20 protein-coding genes and 1 pseudogene are annotated in these 24508 nt (G+C 72.9%); 8 read left to right on the top strand and 13 right to left on the bottom strand.

Annotated features, from left to right (window positions below):
- Positions 1 to 28 precede the first annotated feature (28 nt).
- The 3 genes and pseudogenes from AB0F89_RS20825 to AB0F89_RS20815 form a co-directional block, all read right to left on the bottom strand.
- Positions 29 to 2977 carry a glycoside hydrolase family 9 protein gene (locus tag AB0F89_RS20825; protein ID WP_367127091.1) on the bottom strand — a complete coding sequence of 983 codons (2949 nt, stop codon included), beginning with the start codon at positions 2975 to 2977 and terminating at the stop codon, positions 29 to 31.
- 213 nt (positions 2978 to 3190) lie between these two features.
- Positions 3191 to 3478 carry a cellulose binding domain-containing protein gene (locus AB0F89_RS20820; RefSeq protein WP_367138948.1) on the bottom strand — a complete coding sequence of 96 codons (288 nt, stop codon included), beginning with the start codon at positions 3476 to 3478 and terminating at the stop codon, positions 3191 to 3193.
- Positions 3479 to 3589: 111 nt separating this feature from the next.
- Positions 3590 to 5428: pseudogene (locus AB0F89_RS20815) on the bottom strand (glycoside hydrolase family 3 protein); the annotation flags it as partial.
- 432 nt (positions 5429 to 5860) lie between these two features.
- On the opposite strand from AB0F89_RS20815, the gene AB0F89_RS20810 reads away from it, so the two are divergent.
- The 4 genes from AB0F89_RS20810 (at position 5861) to AB0F89_RS20795 (ending at position 9439) form a co-directional block, all read left to right on the top strand.
- The gene (locus tag AB0F89_RS20810) at positions 5861 to 7288 is read left to right on the top strand and encodes a glycoside hydrolase family 6 protein (protein WP_367127090.1); all 1428 of its coding nucleotides are present in this window, start codon (positions 5861 to 5863) and stop codon (positions 7286 to 7288) included.
- Between the two features lie 84 nt (positions 7289 to 7372).
- Positions 7373 to 7678 (top strand): hypothetical protein, encoded by a 306-nt coding sequence (locus tag AB0F89_RS20805; RefSeq protein WP_367127089.1) that lies wholly within the window; start codon positions 7373 to 7375, stop codon positions 7676 to 7678.
- On the top strand, positions 7675 to 8049 hold the full coding sequence (locus AB0F89_RS20800) for a YchJ family protein (RefSeq protein WP_367127088.1): 375 nt from the start codon (positions 7675 to 7677) through the stop codon (positions 8047 to 8049). Before AB0F89_RS20805 ends, AB0F89_RS20800 begins: the two co-directional genes overlap by 4 nt.
- A 100-nt stretch (positions 8050 to 8149) precedes the next feature.
- A complete protein-coding gene (locus AB0F89_RS20795) occupies positions 8150 to 9439 on the top strand; it encodes a PIN-like domain-containing protein (protein ID WP_367127087.1) in 1290 nt (429 codons plus the stop codon).
- A 176-nt stretch (positions 9440 to 9615) separates the two neighbouring features.
- Here AB0F89_RS20795 and AB0F89_RS20790 read toward each other — a convergent pair whose 3' ends face one another.
- Positions 9616 to 10344 carry an ANTAR domain-containing response regulator gene (locus tag AB0F89_RS20790; RefSeq protein ID WP_367127085.1) on the bottom strand — a complete coding sequence of 243 codons (729 nt, stop codon included), beginning with the start codon at positions 10342 to 10344 and terminating at the stop codon, positions 9616 to 9618.
- Positions 10345 to 10401: 57 nt separating this feature from the next.
- On the opposite strand from AB0F89_RS20790, the gene AB0F89_RS20785 reads away from it, so the two are divergent.
- From AB0F89_RS20785 to AB0F89_RS20775, 3 genes are read left to right on the top strand one after another with little or no spacing between them, the layout of a single operon-like run.
- Positions 10402 to 11061, top strand: a complete 660-nt coding sequence (locus AB0F89_RS20785; RefSeq protein ID WP_367127084.1) for a response regulator transcription factor — start codon at positions 10402 to 10404, stop codon at positions 11059 to 11061.
- Complete coding sequence (locus tag AB0F89_RS20780) at positions 11061 to 12416, top strand: ATP-binding protein (RefSeq protein ID WP_367127082.1); 1356 nt, start codon at positions 11061 to 11063, stop codon at positions 12414 to 12416. Before AB0F89_RS20785 ends, AB0F89_RS20780 begins: the two co-directional genes overlap by 1 nt.
- Positions 12413 to 13312, top strand: a complete 900-nt coding sequence (locus AB0F89_RS20775; RefSeq protein WP_367127081.1) for a TAXI family TRAP transporter solute-binding subunit — start codon at positions 12413 to 12415, stop codon at positions 13310 to 13312. Before AB0F89_RS20780 ends, AB0F89_RS20775 begins: the two co-directional genes overlap by 4 nt.
- Before the next feature lie 156 nt (positions 13313 to 13468).
- Here AB0F89_RS20775 and AB0F89_RS20770 read toward each other — a convergent pair whose 3' ends face one another.
- The 6 genes from AB0F89_RS20770 to AB0F89_RS20745 form a co-directional block, all read right to left on the bottom strand.
- On the bottom strand, positions 13469 to 14437 hold the full coding sequence (locus AB0F89_RS20770; protein WP_367127080.1) for a VWA domain-containing protein: 969 nt from the start codon (positions 14435 to 14437) through the stop codon (positions 13469 to 13471).
- The gene (locus AB0F89_RS20765; RefSeq protein WP_367138946.1) at positions 14437 to 15318 is read right to left on the bottom strand and encodes a DUF58 domain-containing protein; all 882 of its coding nucleotides are present in this window, start codon (positions 15316 to 15318) and stop codon (positions 14437 to 14439) included. The genes AB0F89_RS20770 and AB0F89_RS20765 overlap by 1 nt, the downstream gene beginning before the upstream one ends.
- A gap of 65 nt (positions 15319 to 15383) precedes the next feature.
- Positions 15384 to 16415 (bottom strand): AAA family ATPase, encoded by a 1032-nt coding sequence (locus AB0F89_RS20760; protein ID WP_367127079.1) that lies wholly within the window; start codon positions 16413 to 16415, stop codon positions 15384 to 15386.
- Positions 16416 to 16563: 148 nt separating this feature from the next.
- Positions 16564 to 17112: a molybdenum cofactor guanylyltransferase gene (locus AB0F89_RS20755; RefSeq protein ID WP_367127077.1), complete on the bottom strand. Its 549-nt coding sequence runs from the start codon at positions 17110 to 17112 to the stop codon at positions 16564 to 16566.
- A 21-nt stretch (positions 17113 to 17133) separates the two neighbouring features.
- Positions 17134 to 17886 carry an MHYT domain-containing protein gene (locus AB0F89_RS20750; protein WP_367138623.1) on the bottom strand — a complete coding sequence of 251 codons (753 nt, stop codon included), beginning with the start codon at positions 17884 to 17886 and terminating at the stop codon, positions 17134 to 17136.
- A gap of 247 nt (positions 17887 to 18133) precedes the next feature.
- Positions 18134 to 19771, bottom strand: a complete 1638-nt coding sequence (locus tag AB0F89_RS20745; protein ID WP_367138622.1) for a diguanylate cyclase — start codon at positions 19769 to 19771, stop codon at positions 18134 to 18136.
- Positions 19772 to 20071: 300 nt separating this feature from the next.
- Between AB0F89_RS20745 and AB0F89_RS20740 the strand changes: the two genes are divergently transcribed.
- Positions 20072 to 20851: an ion transporter gene (locus tag AB0F89_RS20740; RefSeq protein WP_367138620.1), complete on the top strand. Its 780-nt coding sequence runs from the start codon at positions 20072 to 20074 to the stop codon at positions 20849 to 20851.
- A gap of 8 nt (positions 20852 to 20859) precedes the next feature.
- On the opposite strand, the gene AB0F89_RS20735 is transcribed toward AB0F89_RS20740, so the two are convergent.
- From AB0F89_RS20735 to AB0F89_RS20725, 3 genes are all read right to left on the bottom strand, one after another.
- Positions 20860 to 22149 carry an NlpC/P60 family protein gene (locus tag AB0F89_RS20735; protein ID WP_367138619.1) on the bottom strand — a complete coding sequence of 430 codons (1290 nt, stop codon included), beginning with the start codon at positions 22147 to 22149 and terminating at the stop codon, positions 20860 to 20862.
- Between the two features lie 171 nt (positions 22150 to 22320).
- The gene (locus tag AB0F89_RS20730) at positions 22321 to 23853 is read right to left on the bottom strand and encodes an AMP-binding protein (protein WP_367138617.1); all 1533 of its coding nucleotides are present in this window, start codon (positions 23851 to 23853) and stop codon (positions 22321 to 22323) included.
- A gap of 47 nt (positions 23854 to 23900) precedes the next feature.
- Positions 23901 to 24464 carry a carbonic anhydrase family protein gene (locus AB0F89_RS20725; RefSeq protein WP_367138615.1) on the bottom strand — a complete coding sequence of 188 codons (564 nt, stop codon included), beginning with the start codon at positions 24462 to 24464 and terminating at the stop codon, positions 23901 to 23903.
- Positions 24465 to 24508 lie beyond the last annotated feature (44 nt).

Genomic DNA, 24508 nt, shown 5'->3' with positions numbered 1-24508 from the left:
CGCAGAACGCCCCGTGCCGAGACTGGGTCTAGGGCTCGACGCCCCAGGTGAGGGCGCCGCCGGTGTAGGCGGTCACCCGGTCGAAGTCGGTCAGCGTCGCGCTGACCCGGTAGCTGTGGTCGTCGGCCTGGTTGAAGGTCGACCAGTCGGACTTGGCGATCCGCAGCTGGATGTCGCCGGTGCTCGCGCCCGCGGCGAGGGAGCCCGCGGTGAACGACACCTGGAGGTAGGAGTCCGCGCCGGGCCGGGCACCGGGGAGCTTGACCGCGGTGGCGCGCACGTTCGCGCAGCCGACCACGGCCCAGTCGCAGAACACCTGGTAGTTGGCGCTCGCCGTGTCGCCGGTGAACCAGTACCGGAGGGTGACGGCGGACCGGTCGACCGCCGTCGTGCCGCGGTTGACCAGGGCGAGCGTCGCGCCGATCTGGTTGGCGCTCGCCGAGCCGTTGCCGCGCTGCTGCACGGCGAGCGGACCGGCGACGCCGCCCGGCGTGGTCCGGAACGCCACCGCGGTGCTCGGCGACGAGATGTTGCCGGAGGTGTCCTTGGCGCGGACGGTGAACGTGTAGGCGGTGTCCGCGGTGAGGCCGGTCAGCTGGTGGCTCAGGCCGGTGGTGGCGGCCGCCACCGTGCCGTCCGGGCGCAGCACCTCGTAGCCCGCCACGGCCTCGTTGTCCGTCGAGGCGGACCACGTCAGCGTCGCGCCGGTGCTGGTGATCGCGGACACCGACAACCCACCCGGGACGGTCGGCGACTCGCGGTCGCCGTTGGTGTCGGTGGTCACCACGGTGATCACCGCGCTCGCGGCCGAACGGTTGCCCGCGGCGTCCTTGGCCCGCACGGTGAACCGGTGGGAGGACGCCGGCGCGAGGCCGGAGAGCTGGAACGCCGGGGTGGCCGTGGCACCTACGGCAGTGCCGTCCGCCCACAGCACGTCGTAGCCGGTCACCCCGACGTTGTCGGTGGACGCGGTCCAGGTCAGCGTCGCGCTGGTGGCGCCGACGTTGGACGCGCGCAGTCCGGTCGGGGCGGTCGGGGCCTCGCGGTCCACGACGGCCGGTCCGGGTTCTTCGCCCCACACCACTTGCCCGTCCTGCACCAGGACGATCCGGTCGGTCAGCGCCACCGCGTTGCCGGTGCCCAGGCCCTCGCGGGACCAGTCGTTGGCCGGGTCCCACGTGCCGGCGCTGGTGATGCGGAACTGCACCTCGTGCCGGTGCGCGGACTGGCCGCCCGGGTACACGCCGGGGCAGGGCACGTCCACGTAGTACACCGAGCCGCTGTGCTGCTTGGGCGCGGCGGGCGTGCCGCACTGGTTGTAGTTCGTGGTGACGGTGATCTGGTCCGGCGTGGTGGCGCCGTCGAGGGTGAAGTAGTAGCGCAGCGAGCCGTTGAACATCCGGGCGGGCCACGCGGACTTGTTCAGCACGAACGCCTTGATCTCGGTGAAGCCGGCCGCGCTCTGGTTGACCGACGCCTGCACGGTCAGCTCGGGGCCGTCGGTGGCCTCCGCGACCGGGAAGTCGGCCAGCGGCGCGCCGCCGTACTCCTTGTACAGCCGGGCGAGCGCGCCGGTGAACCCGGCGTTGTAGTCCAGCGCGACCTCGTTGGCGACGAAGTCGGTGCGGTCGTCCTTGTACGCGTCGTTGTTCGTGCCGGGGCCGCCGACCAGCGCGCCGTACAGGACGTGCCTGCTGGCCACCGGTTCCTGCATGGTGTCGGCCCACGCGCCGTGCGCGGTGCGGTGGTGCGGGTTGCGCGGCGGGTTCGCGCCGAAGCCGACGACGTAGCTGGCGTTGCGCGGGTTGTCGCCCAGCGCGTAGTTGACCTGCCGCACGCCGAAGTCGTGGTAGGTGGTCGCCCTGGCCGCGTCGCGCTCGCGCAGCCAGTCGCTGTAGACCAGCGCGGCGAACGCGGTGTTGGCCGCGTACCGCAGCGAGCCCCAGGTGTCCAGGTGGGCCTGGCCGCCCGGCGAGTACCGCACCCGGTTGCCGTTGTAGCCGGTGGTCCAGTAGTCCAGCCACCGGTTGGCGTCGGCGACGTACTCGGCCTCGCCGGTCAGCTTGGCCAGCAGGACGTAGGCGCCGTAGGACTTGTCGTCCCAGGCGATGGTCCACCGGTAGGACCGCGTGGTGGTCTGCGGCTCGGTGGACAGCTTCGGGTACTCCGCCTTGGCCTTGGCCAGGTAGCTCGCGTCACCGGTGGCCCGGTACAGCCAGGCCGCGCCCCAGACCAGCTCGTCCTGGTAGCCGCTCCAGGAGTTGTAGAAGTTGGCGGAGTCGGTGATGCAGGAGCTGTACTTGCCGCGGTAGGTGTCGGCGAAGGTGTAGAGCTGCTTGGCGTGGGTCAGCAGGGTCGCCGCGTAGGTCGGGTCGGTCTGCTTGAACACCATGGAGGACGCCGCCATCGCCGCGGCGTACTCGCCCGCGAGGTCGGAGCCGGGGCAGGAGGCGTCCACCTTGTAGGCCGGGCGGGCCATCTGCATGACCTCGGCCGCGCCCCACCACTTGTGGTCGTCGTCGCCCTTGCCGACCTGGCCGTAGACGACGTTGGGCGACGGGTGCGCCTTGATGATCCAGTCGGCGCCCCACTTGAGGTTCGCCATCAGGTGCCGCAGCTGGCCGGAGTCCTGGTAGGCGTCGCGGTTCTCCACCGCGCCCCAGGCCAGCATCGACATCGTGGCGGCGAACGGCAGTCCGAACTTGACGTGGTCGCCGGCGTCGTAGAAGCCGCCGGAGAGGTCCAGTCCGACGTCGCTGCCGTCGCGCAGCGCCGAGTCGCCCCGCCAGTTCACCCGGTTGTCGGCCGGCAGGTCGCCGGACCGCTGGGCGTCGTAGAACCAGATCGACTTCTGCAGGGCCTCGCCGTAGTTGAACGCGGGCGCGGCCGTCGCGGTCGGCTGGAACGGGGTCAGCGTCAAGGCGCTGACCAGCACGGCTAGCGTGCCGGCCAGTGCTCCGGACATGCGTCGTCGCATGCGGTGCCTCCGAGGGGCAGGGCGGTGGAGGTTTCTGGGAGCGCTCCCAGTCCGGGACTGTAACGGCATCGAAACACCGTGAAAAGAGGGTTCGACCACAAAGCCTTGACAAGTTCGGCTCGGAAGTACCCGACCTCTGGGCCGAACGCAGGCTGCCGCTGCGCTGAACGACGCAGCGTGGGGGAGCGCTCCCAGAACGTCACCACGATCCGGCTACCTCGTCCGGCAGGTCAGCTCGGGCAGGGTGGCCGACCCGCTCGCGGTGTACCCGAAGGACCCCGAAGCGCCCGGCGCGAGACCGCCGTTCCAGCCGACGTCGTCCACGGACACCGTCGTGCCGGACTGGGTCAACCTGCCGTTCCACAGGCTGTTGACCACCTGGTCGCCCGCCCTGGTCCAGGTGACCGTCCAGCCGTTGATCCGGGCGGCGCCCGCGTTGGCGACGGTGACCTCGGCCTGGAAACCGCCCTGCCAGGAGCCGGTGAGGCGGGCGGTGGCCACGCAGCCGCCGGGCGGCGGTGCGGTCGTCGTCGTGGTCGTCGTGGTGGTGGTCGTGGTCGTGGTCGTGGTGGTGGTGGTGGTCGTGGTGGTGGTGGTCGTGGTGATCGGGGCGTAGCTCAGGCCGTGGCCCAGCGGGTACAGGGCGGCCTTGCCGTCACCGGCGTTGATCGGCTGCTGCGAGCTGCTGTTCATCCAGGTCACGGGCAGCTTCCCGGTCGGGTTGTAGTCGCCGAACAGCACGTCGGCCACGCCCCGGCCCTCGGTGCCGGGCAGCCACGAGGCGAGCAGCGCGTCCCAGTCGCCGACCTGGTTCGCGACGTCCATCGGCCGGCCGGACACCAGCACCACGACCACCGGGACGCCCGCCGACCGCAGCCGGTTGATCGTCTCCAGGTCCTCGCGGTCCAGGCCGAGGCCGTGAGGCCGGTCGCCCTGGCCCTCGGCGTACGGGGTCTCCCCCACCACGGCGATGGCCGCCGTGTACGAGCCGTCGACCCCCGCGCCGTACCGGTCGTGCGTGACGGTCGCGCCGGACCCGACCGCCTCGCGGATGCCCTGGAGGATCGTGGTGCCGGGCGTGGTGCTGCCGCTGCCGCCCTGCCACGAGATCGTCCAGCCGCCGCTCTGGTAGCCGATGTCGTCGGCCGACTTGCCCGCCACGAAGTACCGGCCGGACTTGGCCAGCGGCAGCACGCCGTCGTTGCGCAGCAGCACCTGCGACTGCCGCACCGCCCGGCGGGCCAGGTCGCGGTGCGCCGCCGAGCCGACCGTCGAGGTCAGCGAGCGGTCGGTGAGCGGGCGCTCGAACAGGCCGAGCTCGAACTTCTTGGTCAGGATGCGCCGGTTGGCGTCGTCGACCCGGGCCGTGCTCACCCGCCCGGCCTGCACCTCGGCCTTGAGCAGGCTGGTGAACCGCTGGTAGTCGGTCGGGACCATCACCATGTCGATGCCCGCGTTGACGGCGGCGGCGACCTCCGCGCCGGTGAAGCCGGTCGCGCCGTCGATCTGGTCGATGCCCGCCCAGTCCGAGACCACGAACCCGGAGAAGCCCAGCTCGGTCTTGAGCAGGTCGGTGATCAGGTAGCGGTGGCCGTGCGCCTTGACGCCGTTCCAGCTGCTGTAGGAGATCATCACCGAGCCGACGCCCCGGTCCACGGCGGACCGGAACGGCGGCAGGTGCACCGAGCGCAGCTCCTGCTCGCTGATCCGCGCGTCGCCCTGGTCGTCGCCGCCGACCGTGCCGCCGTCACCGATGTAGTGCTTCGCGGTGGCCAGCACCGAGCTGGGCGTGCCGCCGAGCACCGCGCCCTGCAGGCCGTCGATGTAGGTGGTCATCGAGGTCGGGATCTCCGGCACCTCGCCGAACGACTCGTAGGTGCGACCCCACCGGTCGTCGCGCGCCACGCACAGGCAGGGCGCGAAGTTCCAGTCGATGCCGGTGCCCGCGACCTCCTCGGCGGTGGCCGCGCCGATGCGCTCGACCAGCCCGGGGTCGCGGGTGGCGCCGAGGCCGATGTTGTGCGGGAAGATCGTCGCGCCGCGCACGTTGTTGTGCCCGTGCACGGCGTCCACGCCGTAGATCAGCGGGATGCCCAGGGGCGCGGACATCGCCGTGCGCTGGAAGTTGTCGTACATGTCGGCCCACGACTGGGGCGTGTTCGGGGTCGGCGCGGAGCCGCCGCCGGACAGCAGCGAGCCGATCCGGTAGGTGACCAGGTCCGAGGTGGACTTGAGCGCGCCGCGGTCGATCTGGGTCATCTGGCCGACCTTGTCGTCCAGCGACATGCGGGCGAGCAGCTGCTCGACCCGCTGGTCGGCCTGCTCGGCCACCTGCGCGACGGCCACCGGCCGCAGGTGGGGCACCAGCACGGTGGCGGCCAGGGCCACGGCCGCGAGCAGCGCCGTGGTCACCGCCACCGCCGCGGGTCGTCGGGAGGGAGTGCGCGTCATTGCGTTGCCTCCGGGGATCGGGGAACAGCGTCGAGGAAGGCGCTGGGAGCGTTCCCAGACTAGGATTGTCCGATTTTTCGCACCAGACATGAGCCATTCGGCCCGCACGCGCTGCACCCGCGCGGCGCAATTCGACGGATTTTCGACATCAACTTCGACACGACCGTGACCTGGGTCTCATCCACCCATTCGGAGCAGTACGACCGCTAAATAATCACTGACAGTGTTTAGCACCCTGTTCAACGGTGGCAGACCCGTCTCAGCCGTGCTTCATCCGGCGTTTTCTTCACGGAACGTGAGAAACAGCGGGGGTAGCCAAATGATCATGCCCCCTTTTCTTCCACGTTTCCGACTGGCTACAGTCCTGCCACCTGGGAGCGCTCCCAGTCGAAGTCAGCCCCCGTTCAGCACCGACGCTGCGAGGACCTTCCGATGCGAGCACACGACGCCAACGACCCCGGCCGGCACCGCCGGCCCCCGCACAGGACCAGGCTGGCCGCGGCGAGCGCGCTCTCCGGCGCGTTGGTGGCCGGAGCCGTCGCCGTGGTCCTCGGCAGCGGCGCGACGGCGGCCCAGGCCGCCGACTCGGCGTTCTACGTCGACCCGAACACCTCGGCGGCGAGGTGGGTGGCGCAGAACCCCAACGACTCGCGGGCGGCGGTGATCCGCGACCGGATCGTCAACACGCCGCAGGCGAAGTGGTTCACCACGACCAACACCTCGGCGGTCCGGGGTCAGGTCGACGCCTACGTGGGCGCGGCGGCGGCGGCCGGGAAGATCCCGATCCTGGTCGTCTACAACGTGCCCAACCGGGACTGCGGCGGCGCGAGCGGCGGTGGCGCGCCGTCGCACTCGGCCTACCGGGCGTGGGTCGACGAGGTCGCCGCGGGGTTGGGCGGCCGGCCCGCGTCGATCGTCCTGGAGCCGGACGTGCTGCCGATCATGAGCACCTGCCAGTCCGAGTCGCAGCAGAGCGAGACGCGGGCGTCGATGGCCTACGCGGGCAAGAAGCTCAAGGCCGGGTCGGCGCAGGCCAAGGTGTACTTCGACATCGGCCACTCGGCGTGGCTCACGCCCGGCGAGGCGGCCAACCGGCTGCGCGCGGCGGACATCGCCAACAGCGCCGACGGCATCTCCACCAACGTGTCGAACTACCGCTACAGCCGGGACGAGGTCGCGTTCGCCAAGGCCGTGCTCAACAACCTGGGCGACTCGCGGCTCAAGGCGGTCGTCGACACCAGCCGCAACGGCAACGGCCCGCTCGGCAGCGAGTGGTGCGACCCGGCGGGCCGGGCGATCGGCACGGCGAGCACGACCGACACCGGCGACTCGCAGATCGCCGCGTTCCTGTGGATCAAGCTGCCCGGCGAGGCCGACGGCTGCATCGCGGGCGCGGGCCAGTTCGTGCCGCAGCGGGCGTACGACATGGCGATGGCCGCGGGGCCGATCACGACGACCACGTCTTCCAGCACGACGACCACGACTACAACTACGACCACCACTACTTCCACGACCACCACCACGACGACCACCACGACGCCGCCTCCAGGGGACGGCTGCCGGGTGACGCACCGCGTGGTGAGCCAGTGGTCGGGCGGTTACACCGGTGAGATCGTCATCGAGAACCGGGGCGCGGCGCTCAACGGCTGGACCCTGACGTTCTCCGCACCCGGCGTGACCGTTTCCCAGGGCTGGAACGGGACGTGGACCGACAGCGGCGACATCGTCCGCGTCGGTAACGCGGCCTGGAACGGCGGGCTCGCGACCGGTGGTACCGCGACCATCGGTTACAACGCGAGCTACAGCGGCGGCACCCCACCGTTCACTTCTCCCACCTTGAACGGTGCGGCGTGCGGCTGACGCCGTAGCCGGCCCTCGAAGCGGTCCCCCTCCCCGACTGGCAGTCAACGGGAGGGGGGCCGCTTCCCTCTATATCCTGGCGCCGTGAACGAACAGATGTCCGTCGCGCGGGGCGTGGCCCTGGCCCGCGACCCGGACGACTCGGTGCGCGAGGCGCTGTCCACCGACCCCGCGGCGCCCGCCGAGGCGTTGGCGCTGCTCGCCGACGACCCGAGCCCGGCGATCCGGGCGAACCTGCTCACCAACTCCGCCGCGCCCGCCGACCTGCGCTACCAGGTGCACGCGTCGCTGGCCGCGGACGCCGCCGCAGGTGACCGCGAGGCGGAGAACGCGCTGGCGTGGGTGCGCTACGACCGCTCCGGCCGCACCGCCTGCGACCGGCCGGAATGACCGACCGCTGCCCGTGCGGCCTGGGCGAGCCGTACGACACGTGCTGCGGGCCGTTCCACCGGGGCGAGCGCGAGGCGCCCACCGCCGTCGCCCTCATGCGCTCCCGCTACAGCGCCTTCGCCCGCTACGACGACGAGTACCTGCTGGCCACGTGGCACCCGACCACCCGCCCGCGGTTCCTCGACCTGGACCGCGAGCAGCGCTGGACCCACCTGGAGGTCCTGTCCCAGACCGGCGGCACCCCGTTCGAGTCGACGGGCACCGTGGAGTTCCGCGCCCACTACCGCCGGCCGGGCGAGCGCGACCACCTCTACGAGATCAGCCACTTCGTCCGCGAACGCGGGTCCTGGCTCTACGTCTCCCCCTCCTGACCCGGCGGCGGCTTGAAACACCGGGCGCCCGTGCGACGACCTACGGGCATCGCGCTCGGCGGTGGGAGCCGACAGCGCCGGAGGACGGGGGACGACTCCTGTGGTCGAACAGCCGGACGGCAACTCGGGCATCTACGACGCCTTCCCCGGTTATCGCCGGGCCCCCGAGCGGGAGCTGGACGACGCCCTCCGGACCGCGCTGGTCGTGGTCGACGCGAACGTGCTGCTCAACCTGTACCGGTACAACGAGGCGACGCGCGACGACCTGCTCGGCCTGCTCCGGCGGGTGGGCGACCGGCTGTGGGTGCCGCACCAGGTGATGCGCGAGTTCTGGCGCAACCGGCTGACGGTCCTGGCCGGCCGCGCGGCGGCGGTCGACCAGGTGCTCGCCGCCCTGGCCAAGCAGCGGAGGGCGGCCGACGACGCGCTGCTCCAGTGGGCCAAGACCACGGCCCTGCCGGACGCGGATCGCGACGGCCTGCTGGACCGGGTGGCGGCGCTGCACGAGGAGCTGGAGGCGGCCGTCAAGTCGCACACCTCGCCGTCACCCGACTCGCCGCGGACCCCCGAGCACGAGCCGGTGCTGGCGGAGCTGGAAGCGCTCCTCGGCGGCAAGGTGGGCGCGAAACCCGAGCAGGGCCGGTGGAAGGAGCTCGTCCAGGAGGGCAAGCGCCGTGCCAACGCGAAGGAACCGCCCGGGTACCTCGACGCGGGCAAGGACGAGTCGAGCCTCCCGGAGGGCGCGGCGGGCGACTACCTGGTCTGGGCGCAGGCGGTCCAGGAGGCGTCGCGGCGCGGCGCCGACCTGTTGTTCGTGACCGGTGACGAGAAGGAGGACTGGTGGTGGCGGCACCGGTCCGAGTTCCTGGGCCCGCGCGTCGAGCTGGTCGAGGAGTTCGCCGCCGCGTCCGGCAGGCGGCTGCACATGATGCGGCCCGTCGACCTGCTCCGGCGGGCGACCGCGCTCGACGTCACGGTTCGCAGCGAGTCGGTGAGCGACGTCGCCCGGGTGAGCGAGAGCCAGGAGACCGCGGACTGGTCGGCCGCCGGCGCGGCGGAGCTGCTGCGCCACCTCGACTTCGAGGAGCGCCCCCAGGCCGAGGTCATCCGCGAGGCCGCCCGCCGAGGTGGGTGGATCGACCGCGAGGCGATCTACGAGATCGCCGGGTTCGACGACGACCGGATGCTCCGCGGCTTCACCAGGCCGGTGGCTCGCATCACGCGCATGCTCCAGGGGCGCGGCGTCGTCGCGCGGGGCGTCGAACCCGCGCTGACCCCCGTCTACAGCGGCGTGAAGGCGATCGCGTTCCGCGTCCCGGCCGACATGGTCGCCGTCCTCGCCGACGATGACGACGAGCAGGGGTCCGAACTGGACCCCGGAACGCCTTAGCGCGGAACGTTCCGGGAGCCCCGGAAACCGGAATTCCTGCGCGTACTCCTCTCGGACCAGAACGGGAAATGCTTTTCCCGAACACTCCGACCACCCGGCGGAGAATTCAACCCGGGCAATCCACCGCTATTGCGATCACCACATCGCCAAGAAGACTTTTGTCGGGAGCGTGACGATCATTGCCGTCTTCGCACCGAGTCGAGCAAGTTCCGGGCCACCTCGCGCAGCTTGGTGTTGTGCTGCTGCGACTCGACCACCAGCCGGCCGAACGCCTCGTCGGCGTCGACGCCGTGGGCGGCCATCAGCACGCCCTTGGCCTGGTCGATCTCGGCACGCGACTCCAGCGCGTGCTGCAGGTGCTCGATCAGCAGGCGGGACCGCTCGTAGCGGCGGAAGCCGGTGATCGCGGTGGACGCGGCGGTGACGAACAACCGGACCAGCGCCTCGTCGAACGGGTCGAACGCCCGCTCGTCGGAGCTGTACATGTTCAACGAACCCAGCACGGCGTCTTCCAGCAGGATCGGCGCGGACAGGTACGCGCACACACCGGCCCGCTCGGCGGCGCGGGCGAACTCGGGCCACCGCGCCCGGCCCTCCGCCACCCCCGCCCGGACGGGCCGCTGCGCCCGTGACGCCTCCAGGCACGGGCCGTTGCCGGCCGCGTACTGGTCGGCGTCCACGGCGAGGACCTTCTCGTCGGTCGCCACCGCCGTGGTCGCGCCGTCCGGGCCGATCACGGTCACGCTGACGTGCTCGGCGTCCGGGATGACCCGGGACGCCGACTCCGCCAGCTGCTGGAGCGCGTCCCGCAGGCTCTGGCCGTCGGCCAGCACGCTCGTCAGCTCCTGCAACGCCTCGCTGGCCTCGTCCAGGAGGACCGCCGGGACGTGTTCGTCAATGCTCACAGCCACTTGTTTACACCTCGAAGGCCATAATCGCCCCAACCGAAGGGGGTGACGGGGGTGCGAGTGCTGCTCGTCGAGGACGACGACGGGGTCGCCGGCGCCTTGGTCGAGGCGCTGGAGGCCAACGACCACCGGCCGAGCCGGGTGGCCCGCGGCGCGGACGCGCTCCTGGTCCACCGCGACTTCGACCTGCTGCTCCTGGACCTGGGCCTGCCCGACACCGACGGCCTGGAGGTGCTGCGCAAGGTCCGCAAGGTCTCGCAGGTGCCCGTGCTGGTGCTCACAGCGCGCGGTGACGAGCGGTCGATCGTGCGGGGGCTGCGCCTCGGCGCCGACGACTACCTGGTGAAACCGGTCCGCCTCGGTGAGTTGCTGGCCAGGATGGACGCGGTCGTGCGGCGCAGCGCGGCGCTCACCGGGCCGAAGGACCGCGTGGTGCGGGTGCGCGACGTGGAGATCGACCTGGAGGGCAGGCGGGTGGTGGTCGGGGCCGCGGAGGTCACGTTGACGCCCAAGGAGTTCGACGTGCTCGCCGCGCTGGCCAGCCGGGCGGGCACGGCGGTGAGCCGCCAGCAGCTGATGGACGAGGTGTGGGGCGACGCGTACCTGGCCGTGTCGCGGTCGCTGGACGTGCACCTGGCCGGGTTGCGGGGCAAGCTGGACCGCCCCGGCCTGCTGACCACCATCCGCGGTTTCGGCTACCGGCTGGGTGAGTGATGCGCCGCCGCCTGCTGCTGGTGCTGCTGCTGTTCTCCGCCGCCGCGGTGACGGCGTTCGCCGGGCCGCTGCTGTCCGCCACGGCCTCCGAGCGCACCCAGCGGTTCGTGCTGACCCGCACCGCCGACCTGGACCGGTTCGCCGCGCTGGCCCAGCAGGCCGAGACCACGGGCGACGCCGCCGCCCTGGTGGACGAGGTCACCGCGTACGTCGAGCTGTACGGCGAGCCGGTGGTGGTGGTCGACGCGCACCGGGAGCCGGTGGCCGAGGCCGGGCTGCGGGCCGACGACCCGGCGTTGGCGCGGGGGCTGGACGCGGCGCTGCGCAACCAGCCGGTGCCGTCGGTGCCGACGTTGCGGCCCTGGTCGTCGGGTGACGTCGTGTTCGCCCGCCCGGTCGGCACCGGCACCAGGGTGGCCGGGGCGGTGGTGCTGCGGGCGTCGGTGGACCGCGCGGCGGCGGACGTGACCGCGCGGTGGCTGCTGATCCTCGGCGGCGCGCTGGCGGCGGCCGTCATCTCGGTGCTGCTGGTGCTGGCCGTCACCCGGTGGCTGCTCAAGCCGCTGGCCGAGCTGGCGATCGGTGTGCGCGCGGTGGCCGCCGGCGAGCGCCGGGCGCACGTGGCGGGCAGCAGCGGGCCGCCGGAGGTGCGCGAGCTGTCGGAGTCGTTCAACCGGATGTCCGACGCCGTGACGGAGGCCGCCGACCAGCAGCGGCGGTTGATCGCGGACGCCTCGCACCAGTTGCGCAACCCGATGGCGGCGCTGCGGCTGCGGATGGACACGTTGAGCGGTCAGGTCAAGCCGGAGGGGGTGCGCGCGTACACGGCGGGCGTGGCCGAGATCGAACGGCTGGAGTCGCTGCTGGACGGGCTGCTGGCGCTGGCGACGGCGGAGAGCGCGGCCACCGAGGTCGCGGCGGGCGGGCGTGAGCCGGAGCTGGCCGACCTCGGTGCGGTGGCGGTGGACCGGGCCGGGTTCTGGCAGGTGCCGCTGCCGGACGTGCCGGTGCCGGCGGTGCTCGTGCGCTGCCCGGAGTCCGACCTGGCGCAGGTGCTCGACGTGCTGCTGGACAACGCGGTCAAGTACGGCGGCGCGGTGCGGGTCTCGCTCGGCGCGGACCGGGCGGCGGGAGCGGGGTGGGTCGAGGTGCACGACGACGGTCCGGGGTTGACCGAGGAGGAGCTGGCGCTGGCCACGTCGCGGTTCTGGCGCGGGACGTCCGGGCAGCCCGGCACCGGGTTGGGCCTGGCGATCGCCGACCAGCTGGTCAAGGCGCGGCAGGGCGTGCTGGCGCTGTCGTCGGCGGCCGGGTTCACCGCCCGCGTCACCCTGCCGCTGGAGCCGGTGCTGTGAACCGGCGGGTGTTCCTGCTCGGGCTGCTGGCCGCCGGGTGCGCGGCTGCCGGGTGCACGGGCGGCGGGCCGTCCGACGAGCTGGTGATCGCCGCCGGTGAGCGCGGCGGGATGTACTTCGACTTCGCCACCCTGCTGGCCGAGCAGCTGGTCGACGTGCGCGGGCGGGCGCTGGAGTCGGAGGGCAGCCTGGCGAACCTGGAGCTGCTGGCCACCGGGCAGGCGCAGGTCGCGCTGGTCCTGGCCGACTCTGCCCTGGTCGCCGATCCCGCGCTGGAGCTGCGCGCGCTGGGGCGGGTGTACGAGAACTACCTGCAGCTCGTGGTGCGGGAGGACGATCCGGCGCGGGGGCCCGCCGACCTGGCCGGGCGGACCGTGTCGCTGGGCGCGGCGGGCTCCGGCGCGTCGCTGTCGGGCGAGCGGATGCTCGTGGCGCTGGGGCTGCGCGGGTCGGTGCGGGTGGCGCACTTCCGGATCGGTGACGCGGCGCAGGCGTTGGCGGACGGGCGGATCGACGCGCTGCTGTGGTCGGGTGGCGTGCCGACGCCCGTGCTGGACCTCGTGCCCGGCATCCGGCTGCTGCCGCTGGCCGACCTGGTCCCCGTGCTGCGGACGGCGCACGGTTCGGTGTACGAGAAGGTGTCCGTGCCGGTCGGCGTCTACGACGCGGCCGGCGAGGTGCCGACGATCGGCGTGGCCAACCTGCTGGTGTGCCGCTCGTCCCTGCCGGACGCCGCTGCCGCCGCCGTCACCCGGACCCTGGTGTCCCGCGCCGCCGCCCTCGTGCCCGCCCAGACGCTCGGCACCCAGTTCCTGGACGCCCGCAGCCTGATCGGCACCGCCACCCTGCCCCTGCACCCCGGCGCCGCCACCACCTACCGCAACCACCACGGCTGACCCCTCCGCGAGAGTCCAACGCTCAAAGCGCGAGAGTCCAACGTTCGCGACACCTGAATTCAACGCTCAGGACCGGCGGACCGTGTTCCGAGCGTTGAATTCAGGTGTTCTGGACGTTGGACTCTCGCGGGCTGGAGGTTGGACTCTCGCAGGGGGTTAGGGGAGGCGTTGGCCGAAGAGGAGGGCGCCCGCCAGGGCGATCATGCCCAGCACGGTGCCCAGCGCCACCCACGGGCGCGACGCGTCGGCCTGCTTCTTCTCGTAGCCGATCTGCTCGCCCAGCGTGTCGTACACCCGGCGCAGCTCCTCGGCGCTCGCGGCCTTGAAGAACTCGCCGCCGGACAGCTTCGCGATCTCCTTCATCGAGTCGTCGTCCACCGGCACCTCCTGCCGCCGGCCCTCGATCTCGACCACGCCCTCCTCGGTGCCGAACGAGATGGTGGAGATCGGGATGCCCGCCTTCTTGGCGTCCTCCGCCGCGTCGGTGGCCTTGCGGGTGCCGACGGTCTCCTTGCCGTCGGTCATCAGCACGACGCGCGCGGGCGGTGGGCCGTCCGCGCCGCCGACGACCTTGCCGAACGAGTCGATCGCCGCCAGCGCGGCCACGATGGCGTCACCGGTCGCGGTCGACTGGGCGAGCTTGAGCCCGTCGATGCTCGACGTGACCGCGGACCGGTCGGTGGTCGGCGCGACCATCACGGTGGCGGAACCGGCGAACGAGATCAGCCCCAGGTTGATGCCCGGCGTGAGCCCGTCGGCGAACGACTTGGCGGCCACCTGCGCGGCCTCCAGCCGGGACGGCTTGACGTCGGTGGCCTTCATCGACAGCGACGTGTCGATCACCAGCATCACGGTGGCGCGGTTGCGCGGCACCTTCTGCTCGGCGGTCGGCCCGGCCAGCGCGACGGTCAGCGCGACGAACGCGACCATCAGCAGCGCCATCGGCAGGTGCTTCTTGTACCAGGGCAGCCGCTTGGGCGCGACCTTCTCCAGCATCGGCAGGTTGGCGAACCGCAACGTCCGCTTGCGCAGCACGCGCTGCAGCACCACGTAGGACGCCGCGAGCAGCGCCACCGCGATCAGCAGCAGGAACCACCACGGCGCGGTGAACCCGGAGAAGCTCATCAGGCCACCCCTCCCGACCAACGGCGCTTGCGCGCGACGACGAACCGCACGGTGTCGGCGATCCAGTCCGAGTCGGTGCGCAGCACCAGGTGTCCGGCGCCCGCCCGGCGCAGCCCGGCCGCCACCTCGGCGCGGTGCTCGGCCGCCGCGGCGGCGAACTCGCGGCGCAGCAGCGGCGACGCCACCACCTCGCGCTGCCTGCCCGACTCCGGGTCGGCCAGCACGACCGTGCCCACCTCGGGCAGGTCGATGTCGCGCGGGTCGACGACCTCGATGGCGACCAGGTCGTGCCGGGCGGACAGCGCGCGCAGCGGTCGCTGCCAGTCCGTGGCGCCGAGGAAGTCGGAGACGACCACGACCAGGCCGCGGCGACGCGGCGGCCGGCGCAGCTGCTCGACCACTTCGGACAGCGAGCCGCGGGTGCCCTCGGGCGCCCGCGGCGTCTCGGCGACCTTGCGGACCAGGCCGCGCGAGTGCGCCAGGCCACCGCGCGCGGGCACCCGGACCAGCTGGTCCCCGGTGGACACCAGCGCGCCGATCCGGTTGCCGCCGCCGCGGGTCAGGTGCGCCACCGCGGCCGTCGCGGCGACGACCAGGTCGCGCTTCTCGCAGGCGGCGGTGCCGAAGTCGAGGCTCGGCGACAGGTCGATCGCGAGCCACGTCTCCAGCTCGCGGTCGGCGACGGTCTCCCGGATGTGCGGCACGGTGGTGCGGGCGGTGACCGCCCAGTCCATCCGCCGCACGTCGTCACCGGGCTGGTAGGGCCGCGCCTCACCGGGCTCGGAGCCCGGTCCCGGCACGAGGCCGAGGTGGTTGCCCTGGAGCAGCCCGTCGAGCCGGCGGCGGACCTCCAGTTCGAGCGTGCGCAGCGCCGCTTCCATCCGGCCGCCGTGCAGGACCGGCGGCGCCCAGCTCGGGCGTTCCGGGTTCGCCTCGGTGGACTCGGTCACGGCCTGCCCGCGGGCTGCGGCGTCTGCGGGCGGGCCGAGACCTGCGGCAGCGGCACGGTCTGGAGCACCCTGGTGATGATGTGGTCCAGCGGCACGCCGTCGGCCAGCGCGTCGTAGGACAGCACGAGGCGGTGGCGCAGGACGTCCGGCACCACGTCCACGATGTCCTGCGGCAGCACGTAGTCGCGGCCGCGCACCAGCGCGAGGGCGCGGGCGGCGGCGATGATGCCGAGGCTGGCGCGCGGCGAGGCGCCGTAGGCGACCCAGCCGGCGACGTCGGTGAGCTGGTGCTCCTTGGGCACGCGGGTCGCGATGACCAGCCGCACCACGTAGTCGACCAGCGCGTGGTGCACGAACACCCGGGAGGCGACGCCCTGCAGCCGGACCAGCTCGTCCGGACCGAGCACCTGGTTGGGCACCGGCGCCTCGACGCCCATCCGGTAGACGATCTCCCGCTCCTCCTCGGCCGTCGGGTACTCGACCTGGATCTTGAACAGGAACCGGTCGCGCTGGGCCTCGGGCAGCGGGTAGACGCCCTCGTTCTCGATCGGGTTCTGGGTCGCCAGGACCAGGAACGGGGTGGGCATCGGGAACGTCTTGCCGCCGATCGAGACGTGCCGCTCGGCCATCACCTCCAGCATCGCCGACTGCACCTTGGCGGGCGCGCGGTTGATCTCGTCGGCGAGGACGAAGTTCGCCACCACGGGGCCGAGCTCGACGTCGAACGACTCGCTGCCCTGGCGGTAGATGCGGGTGCCGAGGATGTCGGCGGGCACCAGGTCGGGGGTGAACTGGACGCGGGAGAACGAGCCGCCGACGACGTTGGCGAACGTCTCCACGGCCAGCGTCTTGGCCACGCCGGGCACGCCCTCCAGCAGCAGGTGGCCCTTGGCCAGCAGGCCGACGAGCATCCGCTCGACCAGCCGGTCCTGACCGACGATCACCCGCTTGACCTCGAACACGGTGCGTTCGAGCAACTGGGCGTCACGAGCCGGCGTGTTGGGCGCCTCGGCGGCGGGCTCGGACAAAAGGTCCTCCTCGACGGGGTTGTGCGATCGTCGGCCAGTCTCCCCTGTCACCGGTATGGCTCTTGTGAAGGGGGTCGGGTGCGCCGAATCGGGCAGCGACGCAGCTCACGCCCGCCGCGGCCGATCTTGGGCCCGGCCCCGGGAGCCGTCACCGGGTCAGGTCGGACGGGGTGTCCACGTCCCGCGCTTCACCCGGTCGTGCGATGACCGGCACCGGTTCCAGCGGGCCGAGGACGGACCGCGCCGAGACGTCGCGGGGGTCGGCCGGCAGGGCGGCGCGCAGGGCGGCGACCCGCCACGCGCCGGTGAGCCACTGCGCCCGGCCGTCGCCGTCCACGAGGACCGCGCCGTGCTCGCCGACGGCCGCGAGCAGCCGGTCCACCGTGGACCGGGTGATGCCCGGCTGGTCCACCGCGAGCACCACCACGAGGTCGGTCCGGACGTGCGCCAGCCCGGCGGTCAGGCCCGCGACCGGGCCACCGCCGGGCGGGTCCTCCCGGGTCCACGTCACACCGGGCACGCCGTCCTTGCGCGGGCCGACGACGACGGTCTGCCGGGCGGGCGCGACGGCGTCCAGCACGTGGTCGAGGAGCGTGCGGCCGCCGACCACGAGCGACGCCTTGTCGACGCCGCCCAGCCTGCTGCCCCGCCCGCCCGCGAGGACCAACGCCGCCCAGGGCGGCTCGGGTTCGGGCACGGGCCGAACGGTAGCGGCGACCTACGCGACCTCGCCCACCACGTCCTCGTCCTCCGCGGTGAAGAGCATCCACAGCAGCATGGCCACCACCAGGGCGCTCGTCACGAACACCGGGAACACCAGGTCGAAGGCGGTCGTGCCCTGCGCGGAGGGGAACGACGGGTCGGCGCTGACCCGCACCGCCGCCATGCCGGTGTAGTGCATGCCGGTGACCGCCACGCCCATGATCAGCCCGGCCGCGATCCGGGCCGGCGTCGTCCGGACGACCAGGGTGAACCAGAACGCGGCGGTCGCCGCGACGACCGCGATCACGCAGGACAGCGCGACCAGCGCGGGCTCGTAGGAGATCTCGCCGCGGAACCGGAGCGCGGACATGCCCAGGTAGTGCATGCCGGCCACGCCGAGCCCGGCCAGCGTGCCCGCGACGACCAGCCGCAGCTTGGTGAACGGCAGGAGCGTGACCAGCGACAGGCCGAACCCGACCACGCCGATCGCCACCACGGCGGACAGCGCGGTCAGCGGCGCGGAGTACTTGACCGGCACGCCGGGGATGTCGAAGCCGAGCATCGCGATGAAGTGCATCAGCCAGATGCCGATGCCGCCGATGGCGAACGCGCCGAACACGGTCCAGCGCACCTTCTGCCCGGTGCTCCGCTCGGCGCGGGCGCGGGCCATGCAGGCCAGCCCGAGCAGGGAGCCGATGGCGGAGACGAGGTAGGCGAGCCCCAGGGTGGAGAGGCCGTCGGTGAAGTGGTGCATGGTGTCGTGGTCCACGCCTATTACTAACTCCGCGTGACCACCTTCACCAGATCGGCCCAGCTAAGTTCATTGATTCGCAATGCAAATGGTCATGCTATCTACGCTGAGTAGTCGTCCGGTGGACTGAACGGAGCAGCCCGCCCGCCGTGCGGGTGAGGCCGGGCGAGAGAGCGCCACCGCCCACCCGCCGCGCGGTGGCACGACGGGTGGGCGGTGGCGTCGGTGTGCGGCCGTTCGAGAGCTGGGTCGTCGGTCCGGGTGGCTAGCCGGGTCCGGGAGGGCCGCCGTCGCCCGTGCGGCGGCCGACCACGCGGTTGCGGCCGGCGTCCTTGGCCTCCAGCACCGCCACGCTGGCCTCCTCCACCGCGTCGGCGACCGAGGCGCCCGGCGCGACCTCCACCGCGCCGATCGACACCGTCACCACCCCGCCGCTGTTGCCCCGGTGCTCCACCCCGAGCCGTTCCACCGCCTGCCGGACCCGCTCCCCCAGCGCGACCGCCCCGTCCAGCCGCGTGCCGGGCAGCAGCACGGTGAACTCCTCGCCGCCGTACCGGTAGGCCCGGTCACCGGCCCGGGTGGTGCGGTCGATCGCCTGGCCGACCTCGCGCAGCGCCTCGTGCCCGGCAAGGTAGCGGTACAGCGTGTTGTAGCTGTGGAAGCGGTCGATGTCGACCAGCAGCAGGCTGTACGGCTCGCCGGCGCGGTTGCGGCGGGCGTGGTCGACGTCGAACGTCGCCGCGTTGGGCAGGCCCGTGCGCTGGTCGATGGTCGCCGCCTCGGCCAGCGCCCGGTTCTCCGCGTGCAGTTCCTCCAGCCGTTCGGCGAGCCGGTCGACCTGGTGCTTGCGGGCCAGCGCCCAGTCCTCCAGGTCCTCGTCGTACAGCGCCACCCCGACCGGCCCGGTGGTCTTCGCCCGGTGCAGCGCCAGGTCTGCCTGGTGCAGCAGGGCTTCCGCGCCGTGACCGGGCCGGACGAACGCGATGCCCGCCGACACCGACACCCGGACCACGCCCTCGTCCAACGTCACCGGCGTGCCGATGACGTCCAGGATCTCCCGCGCCGACGCGAGCGCCCGCCGCTCGTCCAGCTCGTCCAGCAGCACGGCGAACTCGTCGCCGCCGAGCCTGGCCGCCGTGCCGCGACCGGCCACCACCGCGGCCAGCCGGGACGCGACCAGGCGCAGCACGTGGTCGCCGGCGGCGTGCCCGTGCCGGTCGTTGACGTCCTTGAACTGGTCGAGGTCGAGGTAGAGCAGCACCGGCCCCGGCGCGCCGCGCACGGCCTGCTCCAGCCGCGGCAGGAAGCCGGTGCGGTTCGCCAGGCCCGTCAACGCGTCGGTGTTGAGCCTGCTGCCCAGCTCGTCCGCCGTCTCGGCCCACCCGGTGACGTCGAGCGCCACCACGACCAGCCCGCGCACGTCCGGATCGGTGGTCAGGTCGCGGGCGACCAGGTCGACCCGCCGGTGCGCCGAACCGGCCACCGGCACCGCGCACGTGCACCGCGACGCGCCCGTGCGGCCCGCCGCCTGCAGGAACGTGCCGACCGCCGCCGCGTCCCCGGTCGCGACCAGGTCGGGCAGCTGGCCGGACGCGCCGCCGAACAGCCGCCGGGCCGCCGGGGACGCCCACCGGACGCCCAGGTCACCCGGGTCGACCACCAGCACGGCGGCGTCCGCCCGTTCGAGCACCGCCTGGTGGAAACCCCCGCCCACCGCGACGCGCTGGGTAACCGCGGCGGGGCGCGGTGGGACGCGCCCGGCCCGTCTCCCGGGGTCCTCGTGGCGCGCGACCGGTCCGGTCACCGCGAACGAGCCGCCGTGCGGCAGCACGGCCCCCCGTCCCTCGCCGCACCTGTCGTAGGTGGATTCGCCGTCGTCGAGAAGAATTCGGCCGGCCGTCATGGTCCCCCCTGGACTTGACTTCCTCCCTTGGGCACGACGCTACCGAACCGGGGCCGCGCATTCGGGTGATCGAGAGCAATTGCCCGCAATTCGGGGGTCACCATTCCGAGGTCGTGCCGAATAGGGTTCATATTCCACCTTTGAGCAGGTCGGAACCCGGCCTGGCAGGTCCGGGAACCAGCGGTCCGGCGGTCCGCGATTCCGCTCGACCAGGTGAATTCCCTCAAGCCGTTCGGGTGGCGCGCCGATGGGGCGGTGCTCGATCGAGCAAGTTCCCGACGCGTGCAGGAGGAGTTCGGCATGGCTCTGCGTGACCGCGTCCGCGACGTCGTGGACGGCAAGCGCTTCCAACGGGTGATCATCGTGGTGATCCTGGTGAACGCGATCACCCTCGGGTGCGAGACGTCGGCGGCGCTCGTCGCGTCCTACGGCGCCGTGTTCACCGCGCTCGACCACGTGGCCATGACCGTCTTCGTGGTCGAGCTGGTCGCCCGGCTCTACGCGCACCGCCTGCGGTTCTTCCGCGACCCGTGGAACTGCTTCGACCTCGCCGTCGTCGCCGTGTCGCTGCTGCCCGCCGCCGGTCCGCTGTCGGTGGTCCGCGCCCTGCGCGTCCTGCGCGCGCTGCGGCTGGTCTCGATGGTGCCGAGCATGCGCCGCGTGGTGACCGCGCTGGTGCGCTCCATCCCCGGCCTGCTGTCGCTGTCCGGCCTGCTCGTGCTGATGGTGTACGTGGCCAGCGTGGTCGCGCTCAACCTGTTCCGCGCCGGCGGCGACCCCCGGTTCGACGACCTCGGCTCGACCGTCCTGACGCTGTTCCAGATCACCACCGGCGACGGCTGGTCGGACGTGATGCGCGACGTGATGGCCACCCAGCCGCTGGCCTGGATCTTCTTCCTGGTCTACCTGCTGGTCGGCTCGTTCACCATGCTGAACCTGTTCATCGCCGTGGTGTGCAGCGCGATGGAGTCCGAGACCGGACCGCCACCGTCCACTTCGGACGACCGGGTGCTGGACGAGGTCCGGGCGCTGCGCGAGGAGGTCCGGGCGCTGCGGCTGGAACCGGTGGGCGACCGTTGACCGACCGGTTACAGCAGGCGCGTGGCGTAGGGCATGATCCCGCCGTAGCGGACCGGCGACACGCGGACGTTCGAGCCGGAGTACGGCGCCTCGACCATCAGCCCGCCGCCGAGGTAGAGGGCGACGTGGGTGCCGCCGCCCGGTCCCCAGAACAGCATGTCGCCGCGCTGCGCCTGGGACAGCGGCACCTTGCGGCCCGCGTTGTACTGGTAGCCGCTGTAGTGCGGCAGGTAGACGCCGGCGCCCGCGAACGCGTACATCATCAGCCCCGAGCAGTCGAAGCCGACGCTGTAGTAGTCGCCGTGCAGGTCGCCGACGCCGCCGTCCCGGATGCCGACGGTCGGTCCCTGGTAGTTGCCGCCGCCCCACGAGTACCGGACACCCAGCTGCTGCATGGCGCGCGCGACGACGACCTCGACCCGGGCGCCGGTCGGCGCCGTCACCGGCCGCGCCACCGGGAGCTGCGGCTTGGCCAGGGCGGCCCGGCGGGCGGCTTCCTCGTCCTCGCGGCGCTTGTCCGCCAGCCACTGGTCGTACTGGGCGCGCCTGCCCTCCAGGCCCTCGACCGCGCGCAGCGCCTGGTCCAACTCGCCCTCGACGCGCGCCTTGTCGTCCTGGATGGTCCGCGCGGCGGCGGCCTGGCCCTCCTGCGCCCGCACGGCCGCGCTCCGCGCCGCGTCGGCGTCCCGCCTGGCCTGGTCGGCGGCGACCTGCTTGCGGTCGGCCAGGTCCAGGGCGGCCCGGGCGGCGGAGTCCGAGTTCGCCTTCTCGGCCCGGCTGCGCTCGACGTCGTCCAGCACGTCCAGGCTGGACTCGCTGACGGCCTCCAGCAGCTGCGCGCGGGCCAGCAGGTCCCGCGGGCTGGACGCGCCGAAGTAGGCCGAGACCGAGCCGACGACGCTGCCCTGGCGGAAGCTCGCGCCGGCGAACTCGTCCAGCCGCGCCCTGGCGTCCTCGACGGCCCGGCCGGCGGCGTCGGCCTCGACCGCGGCCGCCTCCGCGTCCCGGCGCGCCCGGTCGGCCTCGCCCTGGGCGTTCTCGGAGTCGACGCGGGCTTTGTTGGCCAGCTCCATCCGGCGCGCGACGTCGTCGGTCAGCTCCTGCAGCCGCGCCTCGGCGTCGGTGAGCCTGCTGGTCAGCTCACCGACGCGGGCGGCCTTGGCGTCGGCCTGCTCGCGACCGGCGCCGATCTCGGCGTCGCTGGGGTTGGGCGGTGGTGGCGGCACCGCCGCCGCCGGTCCGGCCAGGCCGATCGCGGTGGTCAACGCGATCACGACCGAGATCACCCATCGAGCCACGGTTGCCGCCTCCCGAGCGTCCGGCCGGTCCGCCGTTGCGCCGAACGGCGGTATACCCGGCCGACTCTGCCACCCGTGCCACACCGTTTCCAATGGACCCGATGACAACATCAGCCACACGAGTCACAGCGGCGGCGGAGGACGACCCACGCCCGGGTGAGCGGGTCACGCTCAGTTGACCTTGCGCTCCAGATCGGCCCAGTACGGCTCGCGCAGCAGGAACTTCTGCACCTTCCCGGTGGCGGTGCGCGGGATGGCGTCGCGGAACTCGACCGACGTCGGCGCCTTGTACCCGGCGAGCCGGGCCTTGCAGTGCGCGATCAGCTCCGCCTCGGTCACCTCCGCGCCCCCGGCCCGCACCACCAGCGCCTTGATCGTCTCGCCCCACCGGTCGTGCGGCACGCCGATGACCGCCGCCTCGGCCACCGCCGGGTGGCTGAACAGGGCGTCCTCCACCTCGATGGACGACACGTTCTCGCCGCCGGTGATGATCACGTCCTTCTTCCGGTCGGAGATCGTCAGGTGGCCCTCGTCGTCCAGCTCGCCGCCGTCGCCGGTGTGGAACCAGCCGCCCTCCAGCGCGGCGGCGCTGTCGCCGGGGTTCTCCCAGTAGCCGGCCATCACGACGTTCCCGCGGGCCAGCACCTCGCCGGACTCGGACACCCGCAGCCGCACGCCGAGCCCCGGCGCGCCCGCCCGGGACAGCTTGCGCGCCCGCTCGTCCGCCGACAGCCCGTCGTCGGCCGGCCGGGCGCGGTTGAAGGTGAGCAGCGGCGACGTCTCGGTCAGGCCGTAGAGCTGGATGAACTCCCAGCCCAGCTCCTCGCCGACGCGGGCGATGGTGCGGCTGGGCGGCGGCGCGCCCGCGCAGATGACCCGGACCCGGTCGCGGCCGGGGATCTCGCCGTCCCAGTCCCGGGCGGCGTCCAGCACGGCGTTCCACACGGCGGGCGCGCCGCACATCAGCGTGACGCCGTGGTCGCGGACCCGGCGCAGGATCTCCGCGCCGTCGACCTTGCGCAGCACGACCTGCGGCACGCCGAGCCCGGCCAGGCCGAACGGCATGCCCCAGCCGTTGCAGTGGAACATCGGCAGGACGTGCATGTAGACGTCCCGCTCCCACGCGCGGGCGTGCATGGCGAAGGTGACCGCGTTGAGCCAGACGTTGCGGTGGGTCAGCTGGACGCCCTTGGGCCGGGCGGTGGTGCCGGAGGTGTAGTTGATCGTGGCGGTGGCGTCCTCGTCCGGCTCGGCCCACGGCCGGGGCTCGACGTCGAAGCGCATCAGCTCGGAGTCGGTCTGCCCGCCGAGGACGAACCGGTGCCGCGCGGTGACGGCGGCCGGCTCCAACTCGGGGTCGACCAGCAGCACGGACGCGCCGCTGTGCTCGACGATGTAGGACACCTCGTCCGGCCGCAGCCGGAAGTTCACCGGCACCGCGATCCGCCCGGAGCCGGGCACGGCGTGCAGCAGTTCGAGCACCCGAGCCGAGTTCTGGCTGACCACGGCGACCCGCTCACCCTCGCCGACGCCGAGCGCGTCGAACCCGGCCTGCCACGCCCGGACGCGGGTGGCGAACTGCCGGTAGGTGGTGGTCGGCACGGGCGCGGCGGGCTGGTCCGGCTCGTCCACGGTGGCCGTGGTGTCGGCGAAGACCTGCTCCGCCCGGTACAGGAAGTCCGCGACAGTCAGGGGTACTCGCATGCGACGTGAGCCTATTCACCCCGGCTCGGTCCCGGCCAGCTCCGAGTTCACCCGGTGCTGAGCACGAACCGGCGGTTGACCGGCTGGACCGGGCGCGGGTGGTCGGCGTGGGTGCGGATGAAGGCGCGCAGGGCCGGGTCCTCGACCTGGACCGGCGCGGTCATCACCACCCAGCTGACGATCTCGTCGAACTCGCCGGTGGTCAGCGAGCCCTCGTAGCGGTGGAAGCCGCCGTCGGGCAGCAGCGAGGGCAGGTCGATGCCGCTGGGCGGCTTGGCCTCCGACGCGCCCGGCTCGCCGAGGTCGACGAACACCGCCACCACGCACGCCTGGAGGTCTTCGCCTGCCCTCAGGTGCACGGCGTGCATCTCCGCGCCGCGCGCCCGGCCGCCGACCCAGTGCTCGCTGGGCCGGTGGAAGTGCAGGTTGTCCAGCCGGAACTCGCGGTCGCCGAGGCTCACCAGGTGCTCGCCGCGCGGCCGGAAGCGCCAGCCGTGCCCCTCGTCGGCGGCGCTGAACTGGTCGGCGCGCCACCGCACCACCAGCTCGCGGGCCAGGTCCGGCACCACCACCGCGTCGCGCAGGTTGATCGGCGACTGTTGACCACCCATGCGGCCACCCTCTCACCGCGCCCGCTTCCCGTTGGGGTGATCGA

The sequence above is a fragment of the Saccharothrix sp. HUAS TT1 genome, assembly GCF_040744945.1.
Lineage (GTDB): Bacteria > Actinomycetota > Actinomycetes > Mycobacteriales > Pseudonocardiaceae > Actinosynnema.
This window is presented reverse-complemented; position numbering and strand designations above follow the sequence as displayed.

Excerpts from the sequence above, each read along its gene's own strand:
- AB0F89_RS20825 (WP_367127091.1), bottom strand. The coding sequence starts at position 2,977 with ATGCGACGACGCATGTCCGGAGCACTGGCCGGCACGCTAGCCGTGCTG.
- AB0F89_RS20810 (WP_367127090.1), top strand. The coding sequence starts at position 5,861 with ATGCGAGCACACGACGCCAACGACCCCGGCCGGCACCGCCGGCCCCCG.
- AB0F89_RS20800 (WP_367127088.1), top strand. The coding sequence starts at position 7,675 with ATGACCGACCGCTGCCCGTGCGGCCTGGGCGAGCCGTACGACACGTGC.
- AB0F89_RS20780 (WP_367127082.1), top strand. The coding sequence starts at position 11,061 with ATGCGCCGCCGCCTGCTGCTGGTGCTGCTGCTGTTCTCCGCCGCCGCG.
- AB0F89_RS20770 (WP_367127080.1), bottom strand. The coding sequence starts at position 14,437 with ATGAGCTTCTCCGGGTTCACCGCGCCGTGGTGGTTCCTGCTGCTGATC.
- AB0F89_RS20765 (WP_367138946.1), bottom strand. The coding sequence starts at position 15,318 with ATGGAAGCGGCGCTGCGCACGCTCGAACTGGAGGTCCGCCGCCGGCTC.
- AB0F89_RS20745 (WP_367138622.1), bottom strand. The coding sequence starts at position 19,771 with ATGACGGCCGGCCGAATTCTTCTCGACGACGGCGAATCCACCTACGAC.
- AB0F89_RS20740 (WP_367138620.1), top strand. The coding sequence starts at position 20,072 with ATGGCTCTGCGTGACCGCGTCCGCGACGTCGTGGACGGCAAGCGCTTC.
- AB0F89_RS20730 (WP_367138617.1), bottom strand. The coding sequence starts at position 23,853 with ATGCGAGTACCCCTGACTGTCGCGGACTTCCTGTACCGGGCGGAGCAG.
- AB0F89_RS20725 (WP_367138615.1), bottom strand. The coding sequence starts at position 24,464 with ATGGGTGGTCAACAGTCGCCGATCAACCTGCGCGACGCGGTGGTGGTG.